General features: G+C 65.7%; 19 protein-coding genes and 1 rRNA gene. 7 read left to right on the top strand and 13 right to left on the bottom strand.

What is annotated here, in order from left to right:
* Positions 1–118 (bottom strand): 16S ribosomal RNA (locus EPD66_RS15140); the annotation flags it as partial.
* Positions 119–634: 516 nt separating this feature from the next.
* On the opposite strand from EPD66_RS15140, the gene EPD66_RS15135 reads away from it, so the two are divergent.
* The gene (locus EPD66_RS15135) at positions 635–973 is read left to right on the top strand and encodes a DUF1491 family protein (protein ID WP_142849353.1); all 339 of its coding nucleotides are present in this window, start codon (positions 635–637) and stop codon (positions 971–973) included.
* 123 nt (positions 974–1,096) lie between these two features.
* On the opposite strand, the gene EPD66_RS15130 is transcribed toward EPD66_RS15135, so the two are convergent.
* Genes EPD66_RS15130 through EPD66_RS15120 form a run of 3 tightly spaced genes read right to left on the bottom strand, consistent with a single transcriptional unit; the run spans position 1,097 to position 3,972 of the window.
* Positions 1,097–1,984, bottom strand: a complete 888-nt coding sequence (locus EPD66_RS15130; protein ID WP_142849352.1) for a prephenate/arogenate dehydrogenase family protein — start codon at positions 1,982–1,984, stop codon at positions 1,097–1,099.
* Positions 1,981–3,072: a histidinol-phosphate transaminase gene (hisC, locus tag EPD66_RS15125; protein ID WP_142849351.1), complete on the bottom strand. Its 1,092-nt coding sequence runs from the start codon at positions 3,070–3,072 to the stop codon at positions 1,981–1,983. The genes EPD66_RS15130 and hisC overlap by 4 nt, the downstream gene beginning before the upstream one ends.
* Before the next feature lie 45 nt (positions 3,073–3,117).
* Complete coding sequence (locus EPD66_RS15120; RefSeq protein ID WP_142849350.1) at positions 3,118–3,972, bottom strand: chorismate mutase; 855 nt, start codon at positions 3,970–3,972, stop codon at positions 3,118–3,120.
* A gap of 134 nt (positions 3,973–4,106) precedes the next feature.
* Between EPD66_RS15120 and EPD66_RS15115 the strand changes: the two genes are divergently transcribed.
* Positions 4,107–5,282: a homoserine O-acetyltransferase gene (locus tag EPD66_RS15115; protein WP_142849349.1), complete on the top strand. Its 1,176-nt coding sequence runs from the start codon at positions 4,107–4,109 to the stop codon at positions 5,280–5,282.
* Entirely contained in the window at positions 5,279–5,908 is a 630-nt protein-coding gene (metW, locus tag EPD66_RS15110; RefSeq protein ID WP_142849348.1) for a methionine biosynthesis protein MetW, read from the top strand. The genes EPD66_RS15115 and metW overlap by 4 nt, the downstream gene beginning before the upstream one ends.
* A gap of 236 nt (positions 5,909–6,144) precedes the next feature.
* Here the strand turns inward: metW and ccmI are convergent, their stop codons facing one another.
* From ccmI to ccmA, 9 genes are all read right to left on the bottom strand, one after another.
* Entirely contained in the window at positions 6,145–7,518 is a 1,374-nt protein-coding gene (gene ccmI / locus EPD66_RS15105) for a c-type cytochrome biogenesis protein CcmI (protein WP_142849347.1), read from the bottom strand.
* Positions 7,515–8,000, bottom strand: coding sequence for a cytochrome c-type biogenesis protein (locus EPD66_RS15100; RefSeq protein WP_142849346.1), 486 nt, complete (start codon positions 7,998–8,000; stop codon positions 7,515–7,517). Before EPD66_RS15100 ends, ccmI begins: the two co-directional genes overlap by 4 nt.
* 4 nt (positions 8,001–8,004) lie before the next feature.
* Complete coding sequence (locus EPD66_RS15095) at positions 8,005–8,550, bottom strand: DsbE family thiol:disulfide interchange protein (RefSeq protein WP_142849345.1); 546 nt, start codon at positions 8,548–8,550, stop codon at positions 8,005–8,007.
* 12 nt (positions 8,551–8,562) lie between these two features.
* Positions 8,563–10,557 (bottom strand): heme lyase CcmF/NrfE family subunit, encoded by a 1,995-nt coding sequence (locus EPD66_RS15090; RefSeq protein ID WP_142849344.1) that lies wholly within the window; start codon positions 10,555–10,557, stop codon positions 8,563–8,565.
* Between the two features lie 31 nt (positions 10,558–10,588).
* Positions 10,589–11,026, bottom strand: coding sequence for a cytochrome c maturation protein CcmE (gene ccmE / locus EPD66_RS15085; protein WP_142849343.1), 438 nt, complete (start codon positions 11,024–11,026; stop codon positions 10,589–10,591).
* Positions 11,023–11,247, bottom strand: coding sequence for a heme exporter protein CcmD (gene ccmD, locus EPD66_RS15080; protein WP_142849342.1), 225 nt, complete (start codon positions 11,245–11,247; stop codon positions 11,023–11,025). Before ccmD ends, ccmE begins: the two co-directional genes overlap by 4 nt.
* Positions 11,248–11,258: 11 nt before the next feature.
* On the bottom strand, positions 11,259–12,002 hold the full coding sequence (locus EPD66_RS15075) for a heme ABC transporter permease (protein WP_142849341.1): 744 nt from the start codon (positions 12,000–12,002) through the stop codon (positions 11,259–11,261).
* 117 nt (positions 12,003–12,119) lie between these two features.
* On the bottom strand, positions 12,120–12,785 hold the full coding sequence (ccmB, locus tag EPD66_RS15070; protein ID WP_142849340.1) for a heme exporter protein CcmB: 666 nt from the start codon (positions 12,783–12,785) through the stop codon (positions 12,120–12,122).
* A complete protein-coding gene (gene ccmA, locus EPD66_RS15065; protein ID WP_370511887.1) occupies positions 12,782–13,519 on the bottom strand; it encodes a heme ABC exporter ATP-binding protein CcmA in 738 nt (245 codons plus the stop codon). Before ccmA ends, ccmB begins: the two co-directional genes overlap by 4 nt.
* 556 nt (positions 13,520–14,075) lie before the next feature.
* Between ccmA and acnA the strand changes: the two genes are divergently transcribed.
* From acnA to EPD66_RS15045, 4 genes are all read left to right on the top strand, one after another.
* A complete protein-coding gene (gene acnA / locus EPD66_RS15060; protein WP_142849338.1) occupies positions 14,076–16,760 on the top strand; it encodes an aconitate hydratase AcnA in 2,685 nt (894 codons plus the stop codon).
* Positions 16,761–16,878: 118 nt separating this feature from the next.
* A complete protein-coding gene (locus tag EPD66_RS15055; RefSeq protein ID WP_142849337.1) occupies positions 16,879–18,081 on the top strand; it encodes a PAS domain-containing sensor histidine kinase in 1,203 nt (400 codons plus the stop codon).
* A 12-nt stretch (positions 18,082–18,093) separates the two neighbouring features.
* Entirely contained in the window at positions 18,094–19,569 is a 1,476-nt protein-coding gene (locus tag EPD66_RS15050; RefSeq protein ID WP_255448511.1) for a M48 family metalloprotease, read from the top strand.
* Between the two features lie 72 nt (positions 19,570–19,641).
* On the top strand, positions 19,642–19,956 hold the full coding sequence (locus EPD66_RS15045; protein ID WP_142849336.1) for a DUF2934 domain-containing protein: 315 nt from the start codon (positions 19,642–19,644) through the stop codon (positions 19,954–19,956).
* Positions 19,957–20,063: the final 107 nt, after the last annotated feature.

Below are 20,063 nucleotides of genomic sequence, written 5' to 3'. Positions count from 1 at the left end.
GGCAGATTCCCACGCGTTACTCACCCGTGCGCCACTAAGGCCGAAGCCTTCGTTCGACTTGCATGTGTTAGGCATGCCGCCAGCGTTCGTTCTGAGCCAGGATCAAACTCTCAAGTTGATCTGCTGCCATAGACAGCAATCAAGAGCTCGCTTCCTGCACATATCTCAATAGAGCGTGTTTCTCTTTAAGATGCACAAGAAGCAAGACCATTTCCGGTCGCCGCCGCCTGCGCATCCCTTCCGTCTTCACTTGTCAAAGAACGTGGCGCTCAAAGCGCCCCTCCCGGAACCGGGAGCGCGGTTTCTAGGCCAACCGCCAAACCCTGTCAAACTCTTTCTTTTCGATCCGCAGAGCCGGTTTCCCGCCTCGCTTCTCGCCGCCTTCCGAACCGTGGGTCCGTCGAGCGGAGGAGGTTTATATGTCTTTCAGGCCGGGCCTGTCAACATTTTTTATTCAGGAATTTTCCCGAACCGCACCCGGCGGCAGGACCGTCGGGCAAGGCGGCGGTTTGTACGCAGCCTTGAGCGTTCTGTCAAATGGAATGTTCGGGCGATCCGGCAAGAGGCTTGGCTTGGCCGACCTTCCCCATCTTCCGGCTGCCCAGGAAAGGCAGGCTGCAGTAAGCTGCCGGCCATGACCGAAGCCAAACTGAAATCCAAATTGTGGATCCAAGCCGCCATCCGCCGCTGCGAGATCGAAGCCATCCCGGCCATGGTGGTGCGCCGGGGCGATGCCGATGCCGGGGCCATCCTGATCAAGCTCAACCGCCTGGACGGCACTTGCGAGGTGCTGTCCCAGGCCCGCGACGCCCAGGGCAATCTTGTCTGGATGCGCAGCACCGGGCCCGATCCCGTGCCCGAGGAAAAAGCCGATTCCTATATCGCCCGTCAGGTCACCTATGATTCCGACCTCTGGGTGCTGGAGGTCGAAGACCGTCAGGGCCGCCTGCCGTTTCTTGAGAAGATCATCTAGGAAAAGCTTGGGCTCTGCCCAAACCCGCAAAGGGCCTCGGCCCTTTGATCCCTTTAATTTCAGGAGATCCAAGAGGCGAGCCTCTTGACGGGAGCCCGAGGGCAGTGCCCTCGGTTCCGTCCCTTATGCCTGACGCGCGTCCACGATGCCCCGGCGCACGGCGCGGGTGCGGGTGAACAGGTCTTGCAGGGTATCGCCCTCGCCCCAGCGTATGGCGCGCTGCAAGGCGGTCAGATCCTCGCTGAAGCGCTGGAGCATTTCCAGCACCGCCTCGCGGTTGTTGAGGAAGATGTCCCGCCACATGACCGGGTCGGAAGCGGCGATGCGGGTGAAGTCACGGAAGCCGCTGGCGGAGAACTTGATCACCTCCTGCTGCAGCGATTCCTCCAGCCCGGTCGCCGTGCCGACGATGGTATAGGCGATGAGATGGGGCAGATGCGAGGTGATGGCCAGCACCTTGTCGTGATGATGCGGGTCCATGATCTCGACCATGCTGCCGACCCGGCGCCACATCTCGGCGACCTTCTCGACGGCTTCTTCATTGGTGCCGGTGGGCGGCGTGATGATGCACCAGCGCCCCTGGAACAGTTCCGCGAAACCGGCTTCGGGGCCGGAATGCTCGGTACCGGCGATGGGATGGCCGGGAACGAAGAAGACGCCGTCGGGGATCACCGGCCCGAGGTCGCGGATCACCGCCTGCTTGACCGATCCCACATCCGAGACGATGGCGCCCGGCTTGAGATGCGGCGCCAGGGCCGGGCCGAGATCGGCGCAAGCGCCGATGGGCACGCAGACCATGACCAGGTCGGCATCCCGCACGGCCTCGCCCAGATCGGCGGGGGCCTCGTCCACCACGCCCAGTTCCAAGGCCTTGGCGCGGGCTTCCGCGCTGTGGTCGTAGGTGGCCAGCCTGCCCGCCAGCCCTTCCTGGCGCAGGGCGCGGGCCAGGGAAGAACCGATCAGACCGATGCCGATGAACGCAACCTTGTCGAACAGGACTCCGTCACTCATGACTGTTCCATGAATTCGGTCAGCGCCTCGACCACCAGCTTCAGTTCGTCGTCGCGGCCGATGGTGATGCGCAGGGAATCGGGCAGGCCGTAGCCGGCCATGGCCCGGACGATGATGCCGCGCTTGCGCAGGAAGGCATCGGCGGCCTGGGCATCCTTGCCCCCGGCGGGGAAGCGCACCAGCAGGAAATTGGCAACGCTGGGCACCGCTTCCAGCCCCAGGGCGGTGAGCTGCTCGGCCAGCCAGGGCAGCCAGACATCGTTATGGGCACGGCACAGATCGGCGAAGGCGGTATCGCGGAGGGCGGCGACACCGGCGGCCTGGGCCGGGGCCGGAACGTTGAAGGGATTGCGCACCCGCTGCAGCACGTCGGCCACATTGGCCGGACAATAGGCCCAGCCCAGACGCAGCCCGCCCAGGGCATACATCTTCGAGAAGGTGCGGGTCATGACGGTATTGTCGGTGGACTCCACCAGTTCCTCGCCCGCCGAGTAATCATTGCGGCCGACGAATTCCGCATAGGCCGCGTCGATGACCAGCAGCACATGGGACGGCAGGCCGTCGCGCAGGCGCTTCATCTCCTCGGCCGAGATATAGGTGCCGGTGGGATTGTTCGGGTTTGCGACGAAGACGATCTTCGTGCGCTCGGTCACCGCCGCCAGCAGGTTGTCGACACTGGTGCGCAGTTCCACCTCGGGCGCGGTCACGGGGGTCGCCCCGACGGCCTTGGCGGAGATGGGATACATCAGGAAGCCGTACTGGCTGTAGAGCACTTCATCGCCCGGCCCCGCATAGGCCTTGCACAGCAACCCGATCAATTCGTCGGAACCGGCGCCGCAGACGATGCGGTCCGCATCCAGGCCGTAGCGCTCGGCGATCGCCCGGCGGAGTTCCGTGCAACCGCCGTCGGGATAGCGATGCAGCTCTCCGGCCAGGGCCTTGTAGGCCTCCATGGCACGCGGGCTGGGACCCAGCGCGCCTTCGTTGGAAGACAGCTTGATGATGCGCTGGGCATCAGCCAGCTTCGATTCGCCGCCCACATAGGGCGAAATGTCCATGATACCGGGGCGAGCGATGGGTGCGGTCATGTCTGTCTGTCCTGAGACGAAGTCGAAGGCACGGAATGGAAAAGCCTAGGGCGCCAGTTCTTCCGGCGACAGCGGCACCGGATAGCCGCCCAGCACGACGGCATGCAGCACCGGATCGGCCTTTTCCACCATCCGCAGGATACGGCGGTCGTCCGGGGCGACATAGCCCTCGAACTCGACCAGATGGGTCCAGCGATCCTCGCTGTGCATGCCGCCGGAAAACTCGCGCGGCTCCAGCCCCGAGGCCAGCAGCGTCGTCTTCAGGCGGGCGCGGCTGATATCGGGAAGCGTTTCGAAGGCCAGCCAGGAACGGTCGTTGCCGGTCGCATCCTGCGGCAGGCGGGCGATCACCAGCGCCTCCAGGCCCTCGGCACTGTCGGCGCGGGGACCGGTGAAGGGCAGACGGCCGATGATCCGCGGCACGTCAGCGCCCTGCCCCATCATGCCCTGCCACCACGGCTCGCCTTCGAGGGTCGGCACCGGCACGACCCCCACGGTGGCCTCGCCATCGGCCACGGCGCGCACCACTTGGCCGGCGGTGCGATAGGAGGTCAGGGCGCTATGGCTGCCATAATGGCCGCGCGCCAGATCGATGAACCCGGCGCCGCGTTCGGGCATGTAGACGGCCACGCCGAAGGGGCCTTGCAGGCTGACCAGCGCGCTCATCATCTCGCGCCACATGCGCACCAGCACGGCCTTGGGGAACGGCCCCTGGTGGCGGGCGACCAGACGGCGCAGGATCTCGGCCTCACGACCGGGACGCAGATAGACCGCCGCATCCCCCTTGGCCTCGCCGATGCGGCGCACGACGTCGCAGCGATGCATCAGCAGGTCATGGAGCGAATCGTCGATGCGGTCGATTTCACGCCGCAGGTCGTCAAGCGAAGGGTCGTCTGCCATTTCTCGAAAGGTAGCTGCAAAAAGGAGCGCATAGTAGTAGTCTCACGACGCTACGAAATCAAAGAAAACGTTGACACTGTGCCGACCGCGCCCTAGCTAGTCGGTCTCGTTTTTCCCGGAGTTCCTGCCAAATTATGACCGTTTCTCCCCAATCCGGCGCCTTCGATGCCGACGCCCCGGTCGGGCAGTCGGTGGTTTTAGGGACCGACAGGCCCCTGCGTCTGGATTCCGGGATCGAATTCGGGCCGTTCACGGTCGCCTACCGGACCTATGGCAAGCTGAATGCCGAGAAATCGAACGCCATCCTGATCTGCCATGCGCTGACCGGCGACCATTACGTCGCCGACCGCAACCCCGTCTCGGGCAAGCCGGGCTGGTGGAACGATCTCGTCGGCCCCGGCAAGATCCTGGATACCGACCGCTACTATCTGATCTGCTCGAACGTCCTGGGCGGCTGCATGGGGACGTCGGGCCCCAAGGACATCAATCCCGAAACCGGCAAGCCCTGGGGCCTGTCCTTCCCGGTCATCACCATCGGCGACATGGTGCAGGCCCAGGCCCGGCTGCTGGAATATCTCGGCGTGCCGGACCTGTTCTGCGTCATCGGCGGCTCGATGGGCGGAATGCAGGTGCTGAAATGGGCGACCGCCTACCCGGACAAGGTGTTCTCGGCCATTCCGATCGCCACCGCCGCCCGCCATTCAGCGCAGAACATCGCCTTCCATGAAGTCGGCCGCCAGGCCATCATCGCCGATCCCGACTGGTGCGGCGGCGATTACCTGGCTCAAGGCAAGACCCCCAGCCGCGGCCTGGCCGTGGCGCGCATGGCCGCGCATATCACCTATCTGTCCGAAGCGGCGATGCACCGGAAATTCGGGCGCAACCTGCAGAACCGCTCTTCCGTGACCTACGGCTTCGACGCGGATTTCCAGGTGGAATCCTATCTGCGCTATCAGGGGTCGAGCTTCGTCGACCGCTTCGACGCCAATTCCTATCTCTACATCACGCGGGCGATGGATTATTTCGACATTGCTGCCGAACATGACGGCGTATTGGCCAATGCCTTCCGCGACACCCGCACCCGCTTCTGCGTGATTTCCTTCACCAGCGACTGGCTGTTCCCCACTTCGGAAAGCCGGGCCATCGTCCATGCGCTGAATGCGGCAGCGGCCAATGTCAGCTTCGTCGAGGTGGAATCCGACAAGGGCCACGATGCCTTCCTGCTGGACGAGCCGGAATTCCACGGCGTGCTGGCCGGTTTCCTGGAAGGCGCGGCCGAGCATCGCGGCCTGGGGCGCGGCAAGGAATGAACGCCTGGCGTCAACCGCGCGGCGGCATCCGCATCGATCTTCAGGTCATCGCCGACATGGTCGAGCCGGGCTCGCGCGTGCTCGATGTCGGCTGCGGCGAAGGCATCCTGCTCGACTATCTGAACCAGTTCAAGAATGTGGACGGGCGCGGCATCGAACTCAGCATGGAGGGCGTGCGCGCCGCCGTGCGCAACGGCCTGTCCGTGATCCAGGGCGATGCCGATACGGATTTGAAGGATTATCCTTCGGGCGCCTTCGATTACGTGATCCTCAGCCAGACCCTTCAGGCCACCCGCCAGCCCCGGGTGATCCTGGAACAGATGCTGCGCATCGGCCGGCGAGCCATCGTCTCCTTCCCTAATTTCGGCCATTGGAAAGCGCGCCTGCAATTGCTGGTGCATGGCCGCATGCCGGTGACGGAGACCATGGGTTATCAGTGGTACGACACGCCCAATATCCATTTCTGCACCATCGCCGACTTCACCGCCCTTTGCGACGAATTGGGGCTGAAGATCGAGCGCGGCATCGCCCTCGATTCGCAAGGGCGTATCCGCAAGCAGAATGCAGGCTCGCCCCAGGGCAACCTGCTGGCCGAACAGGCCGTCTTCCTGCTGTCGCGGACGTAACGGGGGCGCCCGCCCCTCCCCTCTTTCGATTCCGGACATGAAAAAAGCCAAGGACCTTCCGGTCCTTGGCTCAACATGCTGACCAAGCCTCTTTTCCCTCGTCACTCCTGCGAAAGCGGCAATAACGCTCGACACCAGGCCCTAAAGCCTTGCTGTCTTTGTATCTTGGTGGCCCCCTGCGGCATGAAGAAACCACCACGACACCAAGAAGCGGAGTCCGATAGGGTCGGCCGTCTTCAGCTCGTCGGCAGGGCGTCGAGGCGCCGGTCCAGGTCGGCGCGGGCCGGGGAATTTTCCGGCAGGATCTCACGCAGGGACAGCCACAGGCGGCGGGCTTCGGCGGGCCGTCCGGCCTGGGCCTCGGCGAGGCCGATGAAGAACAGCGCTTCCGGATTGCCGGGCTCCAGCGCCTGAACCTCGCGCAGCACCGTCACCACGGCCTCGGGCAGCTCGCCCTCGCCGGTCCACTGGTTCAAGGCGATCTCGGCATAGGCCAGGCGCGGCTCCACCGCTTGCGGATCGAGCGCCATGGCCTTGCCATAGGCGTCGAGCGCGGCTTCCTCGCGGCCGAGCACGCCATAGGACTGGCCCAGGCGCATCCAGCCCTCGAAATCGCCGGGTTCCTGTTCCAGGCGGGCGGCAAGGCCGGCGACCATGTTCTCGACCATTTCGGTCTGCTGGCTGGACATGCCGGCCAGGGCGCCGGAGGTCTCGCTGCTCACGGCGGGCGGAGCCGGGGGAACGGTTTCAGGGTCGATGCCCAACTCGGCGGCGGCCAGCTGAATCTGGCTGCGCAGCATGGGCACCCAAGGCGCGTCGGGACGGGAATCCTTTTCCAGGTCGCGCCAGATCGACAGCGCGGCCAGCAGGTCCTCGGCCTGGGCGCGGGCGACGCCCAGATAGAAGCGCGAGCGCGGCTCGCCGGGCTGGGCCACCAGGGCCGCCTCGAAGGCGCGCACGGCATCGGGCGTCACCGAACCGTGATTGGACATGGCGATGGCTTCCCCCAGCGAGGCCAGGGTCTCGGCATCCTGATAGCCATGCAGCACCGCTTCGCGCAGGGCATCGGCGGCTTCGGCATATTTGCCCAGGGCGCGGTAGGAACGCCCCAGCATCGCCCAGCCTTCGGCATTATCCGGCTGTTCGGCCATGCGCTCGGCCAGGCGCTCGACCAGGGCCATCATCTCCTCGACCTGCTCGCGCGGCATGTCCAGGCGGGCCGCCAGGCGTTCGGCATAGGGCTGGCCGGGAAGCTGCGGGCTGCCCAGCGTGCCGTAGACCAGAGCGGCGCCAAGCGGGATCGCCACCACCACGGCCATCACCGTCCCCGCATGATTGCGGCGGCCGGTTCCGGCATTGGCGGCTTCCGCTTCGGCCCGCCCGGCAGCAGCCAGCATGCGCCGCTGGATCTCCAGCCGCGCCGAGGCCGCCTGTTCCGGTGAAATCAGGCTGCGTTCCAGGTCACGCTCGATCTCTTCAAGCTGGTCCTTGTAGACCGCCAGATCGTATTCCGCTTCGTTCGCAGCCTTGGAAGTGCTGCGCAGCAACGGAAGCAGCGTGAGGATGATCGCCGCCAGGGTCATGGCGGCCAGGATGATCCAGAGGGTCATGGGGCCTTGTCATTGTCCAGCAGGGCGGCCAGGCGGCGGCGCTCGGCATCGGTCAGGGGCTGCGGCTGTGCCTCGGGCAGGGCCTCCTCGGCACGGCTGCGGCGGTAGTAAAGGAATGCAGCCAGCAGGGCGATGAAGAAGAAAAACGGCGGCGCGAACCACAGCACATAGGTGCTGGCCTTGAAGGGCGGCTTGAGCAACACGTATTCGCCATAGCGGGCGACCACGAAATCGATCACTTCCTGATTGCTTTCCCCCTGCTGGATACGCTCGCGCACCAGCAGGCGCAGGTCGCGGGCCAGCGGCGCATCGCTGTCGTCGATGGATTCGTTCTGACAGACGAGGCAGCGCAGGTTCCGGCCGATATCGCGGGCGCGCTGTTCCTGCACCGGGTCGGGCAGGAACTCGTCGGGCTGCACCGCCGCGGCGGGGGCGGCGAAGGCCAGCATCAGGGCCAGAACCAGGGGAATGCGCAGGGCCATGGGCTTAGCTCACCGGCTTGGAAAGGTCGCGGATCATGGGCAGGATGGTGTTGTCCATGGTGTGGCGGTCGATGGGGCCGACATGCTTGTAGCGGATGATCCCCTGGGGATCGACGAGATAGGTCTCGGGCACGCCGTAGACCCCCCAATCGATGGCGACGCGGGTGGTCTCGTCATGGCCGATCCGCGCATAGGGATCGCCCAGGCGGCTCAACCAGGACAGGGAATCCTCCGGCTTGTCCTTGTAGCTGATGCCCACCAACTGCACCTCGTCGGCATGCTGGGCGGCCAGTTCCATGAACAGCGGGTGCTCGACCCGGCAGGGAATGCACCACGAGGCGAAGAAGTTCACCAGCGTCACCCGGCCCTGCATGTCGGCGGTGCGGAAGCCCGGCTTTTCGGGATTCAGCGGCGGCAGGTCGAAGTCCGGCGCCGGCTGCGAGATCAGCGGCGACGGAACCTCGGACGGGTCCATGAACAGGCCCTTGAAGAAGAATCCCGCGACCACCAGGAAGATCAGGACCGGCAGAAGATAGAGAATACGGCGCATCCCGGATCTTCCTTATGCTTCGGCGGTCTTGCCGCTGGCCACGGGCTTGGCCCGGGCCTTGGTCGGGGCGCCGACACGGTGACGCCGGTCGCTCAGCGAGATGCTGCCGCCGACCACCAGCAGGGCACAGCCCGCCCACAGCCACGGCACCAGCGGATTGTGGTAGATGCGGGTGACGTGGCCGCCCCGGCCGTCGGGCTCGCCGACCACGGCATAGAGGTCCGCATACCATAGCGTGCGGATGGCCGCCTCGGTGGTCGGGCGCGGCGGCTGGTTGTAGACTCGCCGCTCCGGCCGCAAGGTCGCCATGTGCTGGCCGTCGCGGGTGACGGTGAAGACGGCGCGCTCGGCGGTGAAGTTGGGGCCGCGCACTTCCTTGACCTGATCCAGGCGGTAGTCGTAGCCGGCCACGGTGACCGTCTCGCCCACCTGCTGGACCTGGATGCTTTCGGTCACCCAGGCGGTCGAGCCGATCATGCCGGCCATGGCCAGGGCCAAGCCGAAATGGCTGATTGTCATGCCATAGGCGGCGCGCGGCAGGTTGCGGGCGCGGCGCAGAGTCTCTCCCATGCTGGCGCGGAACAGCTTGATGCGCTCGGCATATTCGATCAGCGTCGCAAGGGCCAGGAAAGCCGCCAAGGCCATGGTCGGCGGCGCCCACCACGGGCTCTGCTCGGGAGCCAGCAGCCACATGCCCAGCAGCGTCACGCCGCTGGCGGCGATGGCGATCCGCAGACGCCGCATCGTGCCCGGCAGATCGCCGCGCTTCCAGGCCAGCAGCGGCCCGATGCCCATGGCGACGACCATCGGCAGCATCAGCGGCACGAAGGTGGCGTTGAAGAAGGGCGGGCCGACGGAAATCTTGCCCAGGTTCAGCGCATCGGCGAACAGCGGATAGAGCGTGCCCAGCAGCACCGTTCCGGTCCCGGCGGCCAGCAGCACGTTATTGAGCAGCAGCGAGCCTTCGCGCGAGACCGGCGAGAAGATGCCGCCGGCCTTCAGCACCGGCGCGCGCAGGGCATAGAGCAGCAGCGAACCGCCGGTGACGACCACCAGCAGGGCCAGGATGAAGACGCCGCGCTGCGGATCGGTGGCGAAGGCATGGACCGAGGTCAGCACGCCCGAGCGCACCAGGAAGGTGCCCAGCAGGCTGAGCGAGAAGGTCAGGATCGCCAGCAGGATGGTCCAGCTCTTCAGCGCGTCGCGCTTTTCCACCACGATGGCGGAATGCAGCAGGGCGGTGCCCAGCAGCCAGGGCATGAAGGAGGCGTTCTCGACCGGGTCCCAATACCACCAGCCGCCCCAGCCCAGTTCGTAATAAGCCCACCAGCTGCCCAGGGCGATGCCCAGCGTCAGGCAGACCCAGGCGGCGAGCGTCCAGGGACGCACCCAGCGCGCCCAGGCGGCGTCCACCTTGCCTTCCAGCAGCGCCGCGATGGCGAAGGAGAAGGCGATGGAGAAGCCGACATAGCCGAAATAGAGGAAGGGTGGATGGAAGGCGAGGCCCGGGTCCTGCAGCAGCGGATTGAGGCCGCTGCCATTGGCCGGCGCCGGGTCCAGGCGCTCGAACGGATTCGAGGTGAACAGCACGAAGAGCAGGAAGCCCACCGTGATCATCGCCTGCACCGCCAGGACGCGGGCGCGCAGGCTGGGCGGCAGGTTGCGGCCGAACAGCGCCACCATCAGGCCGAACAGGCCGAGCGTGGTGATCCAGAACAGCAGCGAGCCCTCGTGGTTGCCCCAGACGCCGGACACCTTGTAAAGCATCGGCTTGTCGGTATGAGAGTTCTGGGCAACGTTGAGGACGGAGAAGTCGCTGACCACGAAGGCATGGGTCAGTGCGGCGAAGGCCACCGCCACGCACAGGAACTGGACCAGGGCCGCCGGGCGGGCGACCTCCATCCAGGCGGCGTCGTTGCGATGCGCGCCGATCAGGGGCACCGTCGCCTGCACGATGGCGACGAACAGGGCGAGCACCAGGGCGTAATGGCCAATCTCGGGAATCATGCCGGGCGGGTCCTTACCGTCTGAATGTCTGTCACTGGTCCTCGGGCTTCCATTGGCCGGTCTTCTTCAGCGAATCGGCCACTTCCTTCGGCATGTAGTTCTCGTCATGCTTGGCCAGGACCGAGACGGCCTGGAACGTGCCGTCGGCCCCCAGGCGTCCTTCGGTGACCACGCCCTGCCCCTCGCGGAACAGGTCGGGCAGGATGCCGGTATAGGCGACGCTGACGGTATGCACGGTATCGGTGACGCGGAACCGGGTGGTCTGGCCCTCGCGCTCGACGCTGCCTTCCTCGACCAGGCCACCGAGACGGAAGCGGCGGTCTTCGGTGATGTGCTGGGTCTGCAGATCGCTGGGGCTGTAGAAATAGACCAGCTTGTCGCTCATGGCGGTGAGCACCAGCACGGCGGCCGCGCCCAAAGCCAGCATGCCCAATGTCACGAAGTAAAGGCGCCTCGTCTTGCGTGTCACTGTCCGGCCTCCGTCGTCTCTTCCGCCGCACGGGCTGCGGCACGGCGCGCGGCGCCACGGGGGCGGTTGCCCTCCAGCGCGCGCAACTGGGATTCATTGCTGCGCATTTCGCGCAGCGACAGCACGAGAAGGGCGACCATCACCACGGCGGTCAGGACATAGGACGGCCAGACGAAGCCGGCGTAGCCTCCCATCTCGAAGAATGCGGAAATCTGTTCCATGACGACCTCGATCAGGCGGCGGAGCGGGCGTGGCCGGCGGAGCGCACCTGGGCCATGCGGATGTTACGCAGCTTCTGGGCCGCGATCTCGGAGCGGATCCTCAGCAGAAGCACTGTCCCGAAGTAGGTAGTGAACGCCACCGCCATGAGCAACAGAGGTACCAGCATCGACGGATCGATGGCCGGCAGTCCCACGCGCGTCACGCTGGCGGGCTGGTGCAGGGTGTTCCACCAATCCACCGACCACTTGATCACCGGCACGTTGATGAAACCGGCCAGGGCCAGGATGGCCGCTGCCTTGGCGCCGCGCGTCGGATCGTCGAAGGCGTTCACCAGGGCCATGTGGCCGAGATAGAGGAACAGCAGGATCAGCATGCTGGTCAGGCGGGCGTCCCAGGCCCACCAGGTACCCCACATCGGCTTGCCCCACAAGGCGCCGGTGACCAGGCACAGGAAGGTGAAGGCCGCACCGATCGGCGCCGAGGCCTTGGCCGCCACATCCGCCAGCGGATGCTTCCAGATCAGCGCGACGGCGCTGGCGATCGCCATGTTGGTATAGACGAACAGCCCCATCCAGGCAGCCGGCACATGCACATACATGATGCGCACCGTTTCGCCCTGCTGGTAGTCGGCAGGCGAGGCGAACAAGGCGTAATAGAGGCCGATCGCCGTCAACAGCGCCGTCGCCCAGGCGAACCAGGGCAGAAGCACCGCCGAGAGGCGGAGGAAACGAGCGGGATTAGCGAAACGATGCATGGCCGTACTTCTTACAGTCCATTGAGCGACATGAGAAGATACCCCTACCCAGATTGTGGGCAGATACCCCTTATACCCCTACTGCCAAAGGCGAAGGCGACATAAACCTTCCGCGCCTCATTCCAAAGCCTGCCGCAGGGCGGCCGCGCCGGCCCAGGGACAGAGCGGCAGAGCCGCCAGCAGGATCCCAGCCAGGATCAGCAATTGCGGCTGCGGATCGAAGCCCTGTATCGCGGTGTCGATCGCCCCGACGGCAAAGATCAGCACCGGGATATAAAGTGGCAGGATCAACAGCGACAACAACACCCCGCCCCGCCGCGCACCCAGGACCAGCGCCGCGCCGATGGCGCCGATCAGGCTCAGCGTCGGCGTGCCCAGCGCCATGGCCGCCAGCAAGGTGGCGAAGCCCGCCGGCTCCATGTGCAGCAGCACCGCCAGCAAAGGCGAGGCGATCAGCAGCGGCAGGCCGGTGGTCAGCCAGTGGGCGACGATCTTGGCCGTCACCACCACTTCCAGCGGGGTCGGTGTCAGGGCGAGCAGTTCCAGGCTTCCATCCTCGTAATCTGCCTGGAACAGGCGGTCGAGCGACAGCATCGAGGCCAGCAAGGCCGTAACCATCAAGATGCCGGCGGCCACCCGTTCCAGAATATTCGCTTCCGGGCCGATCCCGAAGGGGAACAAAACCACGGTTAGTACGAAGAAGGTTACCACCATGATGCTGTCGCTACCTTGACGTAGCGCAAGCCGCAGGTCGCGACGGACGATTTCTGTAAATCGCATCACTGCCCCGCCCCCATCTCGTCCAGATCGGCGAACAGCCCCGCCGCCAGCGTCTCGGCGTCCGGGGTGAAATCGTCGAGATTCATGATCTTCGCCCCGGGCATGGCGATCTCGGCATGGGTCGAGACCACCGCCATGCCGCCTTGCGCGCGATGCGCGGCGATGGCCGCCTCGAGCCGCGCCACCGAGGCCCGGTCCAGCGCCACCGAGGGTTCGTCCAGCAGCCACACCTGGGCCGGCGCGGCGATCAGCCGGGCCAGGTTGAGCCGCCGCTTCTGCCCGGCCGAGAGCATCCGCCCCGGCACATCGGCCAGATGGATCAGGTCGAAGGCCTCAAGCGCCGCGTCCAGATGGCCCTCCGCCCCCTTGGGGTCGTGCAGCCTCGCCCAGAAACGCAGATTCTCGGCCACCGTCAAAACCGGCTTCACGGCATCGTGATGGCCGACATAATGGATGCGCCCGGCATGGCTTTCGGGGTCCTCGCGCACGGAGTGTCCGTTCCAGGACAGCATCCCCGACATCGGGCGCAGCAATCCCGCCATGACCCGAAGCAGGCTCGACTTGCCGCTGCCGTTGGGTCCCAGCAGGATCAGCGCCTCGCCCGCCGACACCGAGAAATCCAGCCCGGCGAAGACGATACGCTCGCCACGCAGGCACACCAGGCCATGACCCGAGAAGGTTGTAGAGGGAAAGTCTTTCATCGCCGGCACAATAACAGGAATCTCACTACCGGCCATAAGGGATATGTCGATAGGAAAGCAAGTTTCCTTCGATTTTCATCTTCGCGGAAAATGGGAAATCACCCAAAGGGGCGTCTTTGGGAAGGGGGGCGGCCGGCCCCGCAAGGGGGGAACGGGCCGGCCGCCAGGACTTCAGCATGAGCCTGGGCAGATCCAGGGCTACAGCCATGTGAGGAGGGGGGAACCTCACAAACGCGATCAAAGCAGTGGATTGTGGCGTAAATATGCTCAGTCTGCGGTTGGATCTTGAAAGATGCGCCTACGACAACTTCCTTCCTAGTCAGACAGGGCGAAAGTCTGCCCGAAGCGGAGGGTGGGTATTACCCTATCCGTACGGATGGGGTCACTGGACAGAAGAGTGAAGATGTGCTGTAAGCAGAAAGCGAAATAGGCGCATCCCGTTCCCGCAGCGGCATGGTTGGCCCACTTGTAGAGCACTCCGGCATAAGCGGAAACGCGATCAGCCGATGGGGCCTGCAAGCCCCGATGACACGGAAACGTGAGGGTTTGTTTCAGCCCCGCTGAACTCCCCTCAGCAGCGGAGGAATGACTGATGTCCGTCGTTGGCCATGACAGCCTCAAGACGCGCCGCACCCTGACCGTAGGGGGCAAAAGCTATGACTATTTCAGCATTCAGGCCGCACAGGAGGCTGGCTTGGGCGATGTGTCCCGGCTGCCCTTCTCGCTCAAGGTCCTGCTCGAGAACCTGTTGCGCTATGAAGACGGCCGCAGCGTCACCGTCGACGACCTCAAGGCCGTGGCGGCCTGGATCAAGGACCGCTACTCGGACCGTGAGATCGCCTATCGCCCGGCCCGCGTGCTGATGCAGGATTTCACCGGCGTCCCCGCCGTGGTCGACCTAGCGGCCATGCGCGACGCGGTGGTCGCGCTCGGCGGCGATCCCGAACGCATCAACCCGCTTTCGCCGGTGGATCTGGTCATCGACCATTCGGTCATGGTGGATTTCTTCGGCACCGCCGATGCCTTGAAGAAGAACACCGACATGGAATTCCAGCGCAACGGCGAACGCTACGCCTTCCTGCGCTGGGGGCAGACGGGCTTCGACAATTTCCGCGTGGTGCCGCCGGGCACCGGCATCTGCCATCAGGTGAATGTCGAATATCTCGCCAAGGTGGTCTGGACCGGCAAGGACGGTGACAGGCTGGTCGCCTATCCCGACACGCTGGTCGGCACCGACAGCCACACCACCATGGTCAACGGCCTCGCCGTGCTGGGCTGGGGCGTGGGCGGCATCGAGGCCGAAGCGGCCATGCTGGGCCAGCCCATCTCGATGCTGCTGCCCGAAGTCATCGGCTTCAAGCTGACCGGCAAGATGAAGGAAGGCGTCACCGCCACCGACTTGGTGCTGACCGTTACCCAGATGCTGCGCAAGAAGGGCGTGGTCGGCAAATTCGTCGAATTCTACGGCCCCGGCGTCGAGGCGCTGCCCCTGGCCGACCGCGCCACCATCGGCAACATGGCGCCGGAATACGGCGCCACCTGCGGCTTCTTCCCCATCGATGCCGAAACCATCCGCTTCCTGAAATTCACCGGGCGCGACGACGACACCGTGGCCCTGGTCGAGGCCTATGCCAAGACGCAAGGCATGTGGCGCGACGCCGCCACCCCCGACCCGGTCTTCACCGACACGCTGGAACTGGACCTGTCCACCGTCGAACCCTCTCTGGCCGGGCCGAAGCGTCCGCAGGACCGCATCGCGCTGTCCAATGCCAAGCAGGGCTTCGCCGAGGTCCTGCCCGGCCTGACCAACGGCGATCCCTCCGCCAAGGTGAAGGTCGAGGGCATGGATCACGAACTGGGCCATGGCGACGTGGTGATCGCCGCCATCACCTCCTGCACCAATACCTCGAACCCCAATGTGCTGATGGCCGCCGGCCTGGTGGCGAAGAAGGCGGTGGAAAAGGGCCTGACCAGCAAGCCCTGGGTCAAGACCTCGCTGGCGCCGGGCTCGCTGGTGGTGACCGACTACCTGAAGGCGGCGGGCCTGCAGGACCCGCTGGACCAACTGGGCTTCACCACTGCCGGCTATGGCTGCACCACCTGTATCGGCAATTCCGGGCCGCTGGCCGAACCCATCGCCAAGGCGGTCGAGGACGGCGACCTGGTGGTCGCCTCGGTACTGTCGGGCAACCGCAATTTCGAAGGCCGCATCAATCCCCATGTGAAGGCCAATTACCTGGCCAGCCCGCCGCTGGTCGTGGCCTATGCCATCGCCGGCACCATGAACCTGGACCTGACCACCGAGCCCCTGGGCAAAGGCAAGGACGGCCAGCCGGTCTATCTCAAGGACATTTGGCCGACCAGCCGCGAGATCAGCGAGGCCATCGCCTCGGCCATCACGCCCGAGATGTACCGCACCCGCTATTCCGACGTCTTCACCGGCCCGAAGCAGTGGCAGGAGGTGAAGGTCGCCACCGGCAAGACCTATGCCTGGGACAGCAATTCCACCTATATCCAGAACCCGCCCTATTTCACCGGCATGTCCAAGCAGCCATCGCAGGGCTTCCAGGACATCAGCGGCGCGCGGCCTTTGGCCATCCTGGGCGATTCGGTGACCACCGACCACATCTCGCCCGCGGGCAACATCAAGAAGGCCTCGCCCGCCGGGCAATATCTGATCGAACACGGCGTCGGCGTGGCGGACTTCAACTCCTACGGCGCGCGGCGCGGCAATCATGAAGTCATGATGCGCGGCACCTTCGCCAATATCCGCCTGCGCAACGAGATGGCGCCGGGCACCGAAGGCGGCGTGACGCTCTACCAGCCCGACGGCGAGCAGATGTTCATCTACGACGCCTCGATGAAATACCAGCAGGCGGGCGTGCCTTTGGTCATCATCGCCGGGCAGGAATACGGCAGCGGCTCGTCCCGCGACTGGGCGGCCAAGGGCACGGCGCTGCTGGGCGTCAAGGCGGTGATCGCGGAAAGCTTCGAGCGCATCCACCGCTCCAACCTGGTGGGCTTCGGCGTCCTGCCGCTGCAATTCATGGAAGGCACCAGCCGCAAGACCTTGAACCTGGACGGCACCGAGATCTTCGACATCTCCGGCCTGTCCCAGGGCATCAAGCCGCGCCAGGAGGTCACCCTGCGCATCACCCGCAAGGACGGGTCGAACCAGACCGTCCCCCTCCTGTGCCGCATCGATACCCTGGACGAGGTGGAATATTACCGGCATGGCGGTATCCTGCATTACGTCCTGCGCAGCCTCGTCGCCTGATCCCGCCAGCAGATTTGCAACCTCCCCTGCCAACCTTGGCAGGGGAGCACAACCGTAATGCACTCTTCATGAAGACTATGGCATCCTCTCGGGGGTGGGCGCATTGGAGGCGGCAGCCATGACGACCAACCCGAAGCCGGCGCACCGCAAGAAGGCAGAGGGTCGAATTTCACGGAAGAAAACACACCGGAGCGCGGGACCGGGGGCCAAGATCGCCCGTTACGGGGCCTTGCTGGGGGCCATGCCGGACCTCCTGCTGGAAATTTCATCCCGCAACGAATACACCTCCATCCACGCCCAGGATGCCGGCTTCCTGACCCGGCCGCCGGAACAGGCGGTGGGCAAGAAGATCGAGGTCCTGTTCGAGGAAGGCACCTCCGTCCGGATCGCCGCCGCCGTCAAGGAGGCCCGCCGCAGCAGGACCATCCAGAGCGTGGAATACAAGCTGGAACCGCCGCACGGCCCCGGACGCTGGTTCGAGGGGCGGATCGTTCCCATGAAGCGCGGCAAGGTCCTGCTGATCATCCGCGACATCACCGACCGCCGCTGCGCCGAGGCCAATCTGCAGGCGGCCCTCGACGATGCCAAGCGCGCCAATGACGAGAAATCCCGCTTCCTCGCCGCCGCCAGCCACGATCTGCGCCAACCCTTGCAATCGGCCCAGCTTTTCCTCGACGTCCTGCGCCAGCGCCTGACCGGCGAGGAAGCCCTGCTGGCCGAGCGGGTGGGGCTGTCGCTGGGGGCGACGGCGGAACTGCTCAACGACCTGCTCGACATCTCCCGCCTGGAGGCCGGGGAAATCCGCCCCTGCCCCACCCGCTTCGACATCGCCGTCCTGCTGAACGACCTGGTGGTCGAGGCCCAGCCGGTGGCGGCGGAGAAATCCCTGCGGCTGCGCTGCTTCGCCCCGTCCCGCTTCATCCTGGCCGACCGGGTGCTGCTCAAGAACATGATCCGCAACCTGATCGGCAACGGCCTGCGCTATACCGATCGCGGCGGCGTTCTGGTGGCCGCGCGGTCCAGCTCCGGCGGCGGACTGGCGCTGGAGGTCTGGGATACCGGCCGGGGCATCCCGGCCAGCGAGCAGGCGCTGATCTTCGAGGACTTCTACCAGATCGGCAATCCCGAACGGGACCGCGCCAAGGGCACCGGCCTGGGCCTGTCGGTGGTGCGCCGCATCGCCGCCCTCTCCGGCTTTTCCATCTCGGTCAGTTCCGTCGCCGGACGCGGCTCGGTCTTTCGTATCCTGTTGCCGCCGGGGGCTCTCTTCGAGGAAGATAAGGGCACGACACCTTCGGAACCTGTCACCGCATTGCCTTAGGAGCCCCTGGACGTGAGCCTATCGTCGCGTTTGCGAGCCCTTCTTCTTCCCAGCTTTGCCGCCCTCTCCCTCGCCGCCTGCCAAGTCGCCCCCGGAACCGGACAACAAAGCTTCAACCTGCTGTCGCCCGCCCAGGAACAGCAGATGGGCGCGCAGGAACATCCCCGCCTGCTCGAAGCCTTCGGCGGCGTCTATGACGAGAACGGCATCCAGGAATATGTGACGGAGATCGGCTGGCGCCTGCTCCAGGTCTCGGAAACGCCCGACGCGCAATACACCTTCACCGTCCTCAACAGCGACATCGTCAACGCCATGGCCCTGCCGGGCGGCTATGTCTATGTCACGCGCGGCCTGCTGGCGCTGGCCGACAACGAGGCGGAACTGGCTGGCGTGCTGGCCCATGAGATCGGCCATGTCACCGGGCGGCATTCCGCCTCGCGCTACAGCCGGGGCATGGCGGCCAATCTCGGGGCGGCGGTCCTCGGCATCCTGGTCGGCAGCCAGGAACTGGGCCAAGTCGCCCAGACCGGCGCGGCGGCCTATCTGCAAAACTACAGCCGCGACCAGGAATTCGAGGCCGATGCCCTGGGGATCCGCTACATGTCGCTGGCCGGCTACGACGCCAGCGCCATGGCCAGCTTCCTCGACAAGCTGCGTCAGCAGGCCAGCCTGGAAGCCCGCATCGCCGGGCGCGATCCCTCCTCGGTGGACGAATTCAACTGGATGGCCAGCCATCCCCGCACCCTCGACCGCGTCCAGCGCGCCATGGAGGCGTCGCTTTCCGCCCCGCCGCAAGGAAGCTTGGCGCGCGACACCTATCTGGACCGCATCGACGGCCTGCTCTATGGCGACGACCCGTCCAAGGGCGTCGTGCGCGGCCGCCAGTTCCTGCATCCCGACCTGCGCCTCGCCTTCGATATGCCCCAGGGCTTCACCGTGCTCAATCAGGACGACGCTGTGATTGGACGCCATCCCTCGGGCGCGATGGCCGTCTTCGACGGCGGCCGCCTGCCCCAGGCCGGGGACATGACGACCTATCTGACCCAAAGCTGGGGCCGCAACAGCCGTCTGTCCCAGGTCGAGGCCATCGAGATCAATTCCCTGCCGGCGGCGACGGCTGTGACGCAGGTCGATACCCAGCGCGGCCGCATGGATGCCCGGCTGGTGGCGATCCGCTTCGACGCCGATACGGTCTATCGCTTCATGTTCATCACGCCGCCGAACCTGACCCAGCAGATGAGCCTGGACCTGCGCAAGACCACCTACAGCTTCCGCAAGCTCAGCGCCGCCGAAGCCGCCGCCATCCAGCCCTACCGCCTGCGCGTGGTACGGGTGCGGCCCGGGGACAGCGTCGAAAGCCTGGCCGCCCGCCTGCCCTATGACGACGGCTTCAACCTGGACCGCTTCCTGATGCTGAACAACCTGCAGCCGGGCCAGCCCCTGCGCGAGGGCCAGCGCGTCAAGATCATCTCCGACGGCAGGACCTGATCCGGAACCATCCGGCCCGGTACCGTGTTGACGCAGCGAAGCGCCGGACAGCACAGACCGGGAGGAGACAGCATGGACCAGCACCGCGAATTGCGCATCCGCGAGCGCGCCTACCAGATCTGGGAAAGCCAGGGACGCCCGGAAGGCCGCCACGACGACCATTGGGCGCAGGCGGCCGCCGAAATCGATGCCGAGCAGGGGAACGAGCGGCCCGCCGTGCATGAATATGACGAGCCCGCGCCCAAGACGAGCGGCAAGCGGAAGGTGCGCATCACCCGCTCCCGCGACGTTCCGGCCCAGATCAAGGAATCCCTGCCCGAGGCTCCCGGCGCCCAGGAAACCGTCTCCGAACCGGCCCCGCGCCGCCGGAGCACCAGGCGAACGTAAAAAAACGGGACCGGGGGAAAACCCCGGTCCCGTCAGACTTCCGACACCTCTTTTTCCTCGCCGCTCCCGCCGAAGCGGGAACCCATAGCGGCCCTGAAAGGCGACGG

This window comes from Telmatospirillum sp. J64-1 (genome assembly GCF_006980715.1).
Taxonomy (GTDB): Bacteria; Pseudomonadota; Alphaproteobacteria; order Rhodospirillales; family Magnetospirillaceae; genus Oleiliquidispirillum; species Oleiliquidispirillum nitrogeniifigens.
Note: the sequence above shows the minus strand (reverse complement) of the source record. Positions and strands in the feature narration are given on the sequence as shown.

Bases quoted from the DNA above. Each gene is read 5' to 3' on its own strand.
- EPD66_RS15135 (WP_142849353.1), top strand. From the start codon at position 635: ATGACCGAAGCCAAACTGAAATCCAAATTGTGGATCCAAGCCGCCATC.
- EPD66_RS15130 (WP_142849352.1), bottom strand. From the start codon at position 1,984: ATGAGTGACGGAGTCCTGTTCGACAAGGTTGCGTTCATCGGCATCGGT.
- hisC (WP_142849351.1), bottom strand. From the start codon at position 3,072: ATGACCGCACCCATCGCTCGCCCCGGTATCATGGACATTTCGCCCTAT.
- EPD66_RS15120 (WP_142849350.1), bottom strand. From the start codon at position 3,972: ATGGCAGACGACCCTTCGCTTGACGACCTGCGGCGTGAAATCGACCGC.
- EPD66_RS15115 (WP_142849349.1), top strand. From the start codon at position 4,107: ATGACCGTTTCTCCCCAATCCGGCGCCTTCGATGCCGACGCCCCGGTC.
- metW (WP_142849348.1), top strand. From the start codon at position 5,279: ATGAACGCCTGGCGTCAACCGCGCGGCGGCATCCGCATCGATCTTCAG.
- ccmI (WP_142849347.1), bottom strand. From the start codon at position 7,518: ATGACCCTCTGGATCATCCTGGCCGCCATGACCCTGGCGGCGATCATC.
- EPD66_RS15100 (WP_142849346.1), bottom strand. From the start codon at position 8,000: ATGGCCCTGCGCATTCCCCTGGTTCTGGCCCTGATGCTGGCCTTCGCC.
- EPD66_RS15095 (WP_142849345.1), bottom strand. From the start codon at position 8,550: ATGCGCCGTATTCTCTATCTTCTGCCGGTCCTGATCTTCCTGGTGGTC.
- EPD66_RS15090 (WP_142849344.1), bottom strand. From the start codon at position 10,557: ATGATTCCCGAGATTGGCCATTACGCCCTGGTGCTCGCCCTGTTCGTC.
- ccmD (WP_142849342.1), bottom strand. From the start codon at position 11,247: ATGGAACAGATTTCCGCATTCTTCGAGATGGGAGGCTACGCCGGCTTC.
- EPD66_RS15075 (WP_142849341.1), bottom strand. From the start codon at position 12,002: ATGCATCGTTTCGCTAATCCCGCTCGTTTCCTCCGCCTCTCGGCGGTG.
- ccmA (WP_370511887.1), bottom strand. From the start codon at position 13,519: ATGGCCGGTAGTGAGATTCCTGTTATTGTGCCGGCGATGAAAGACTTT.
- acnA (WP_142849338.1), top strand. From the start codon at position 14,076: ATGTCCGTCGTTGGCCATGACAGCCTCAAGACGCGCCGCACCCTGACC.
- EPD66_RS15055 (WP_142849337.1), top strand. From the start codon at position 16,879: ATGACGACCAACCCGAAGCCGGCGCACCGCAAGAAGGCAGAGGGTCGA.
- EPD66_RS15045 (WP_142849336.1), top strand. From the start codon at position 19,642: ATGGACCAGCACCGCGAATTGCGCATCCGCGAGCGCGCCTACCAGATC.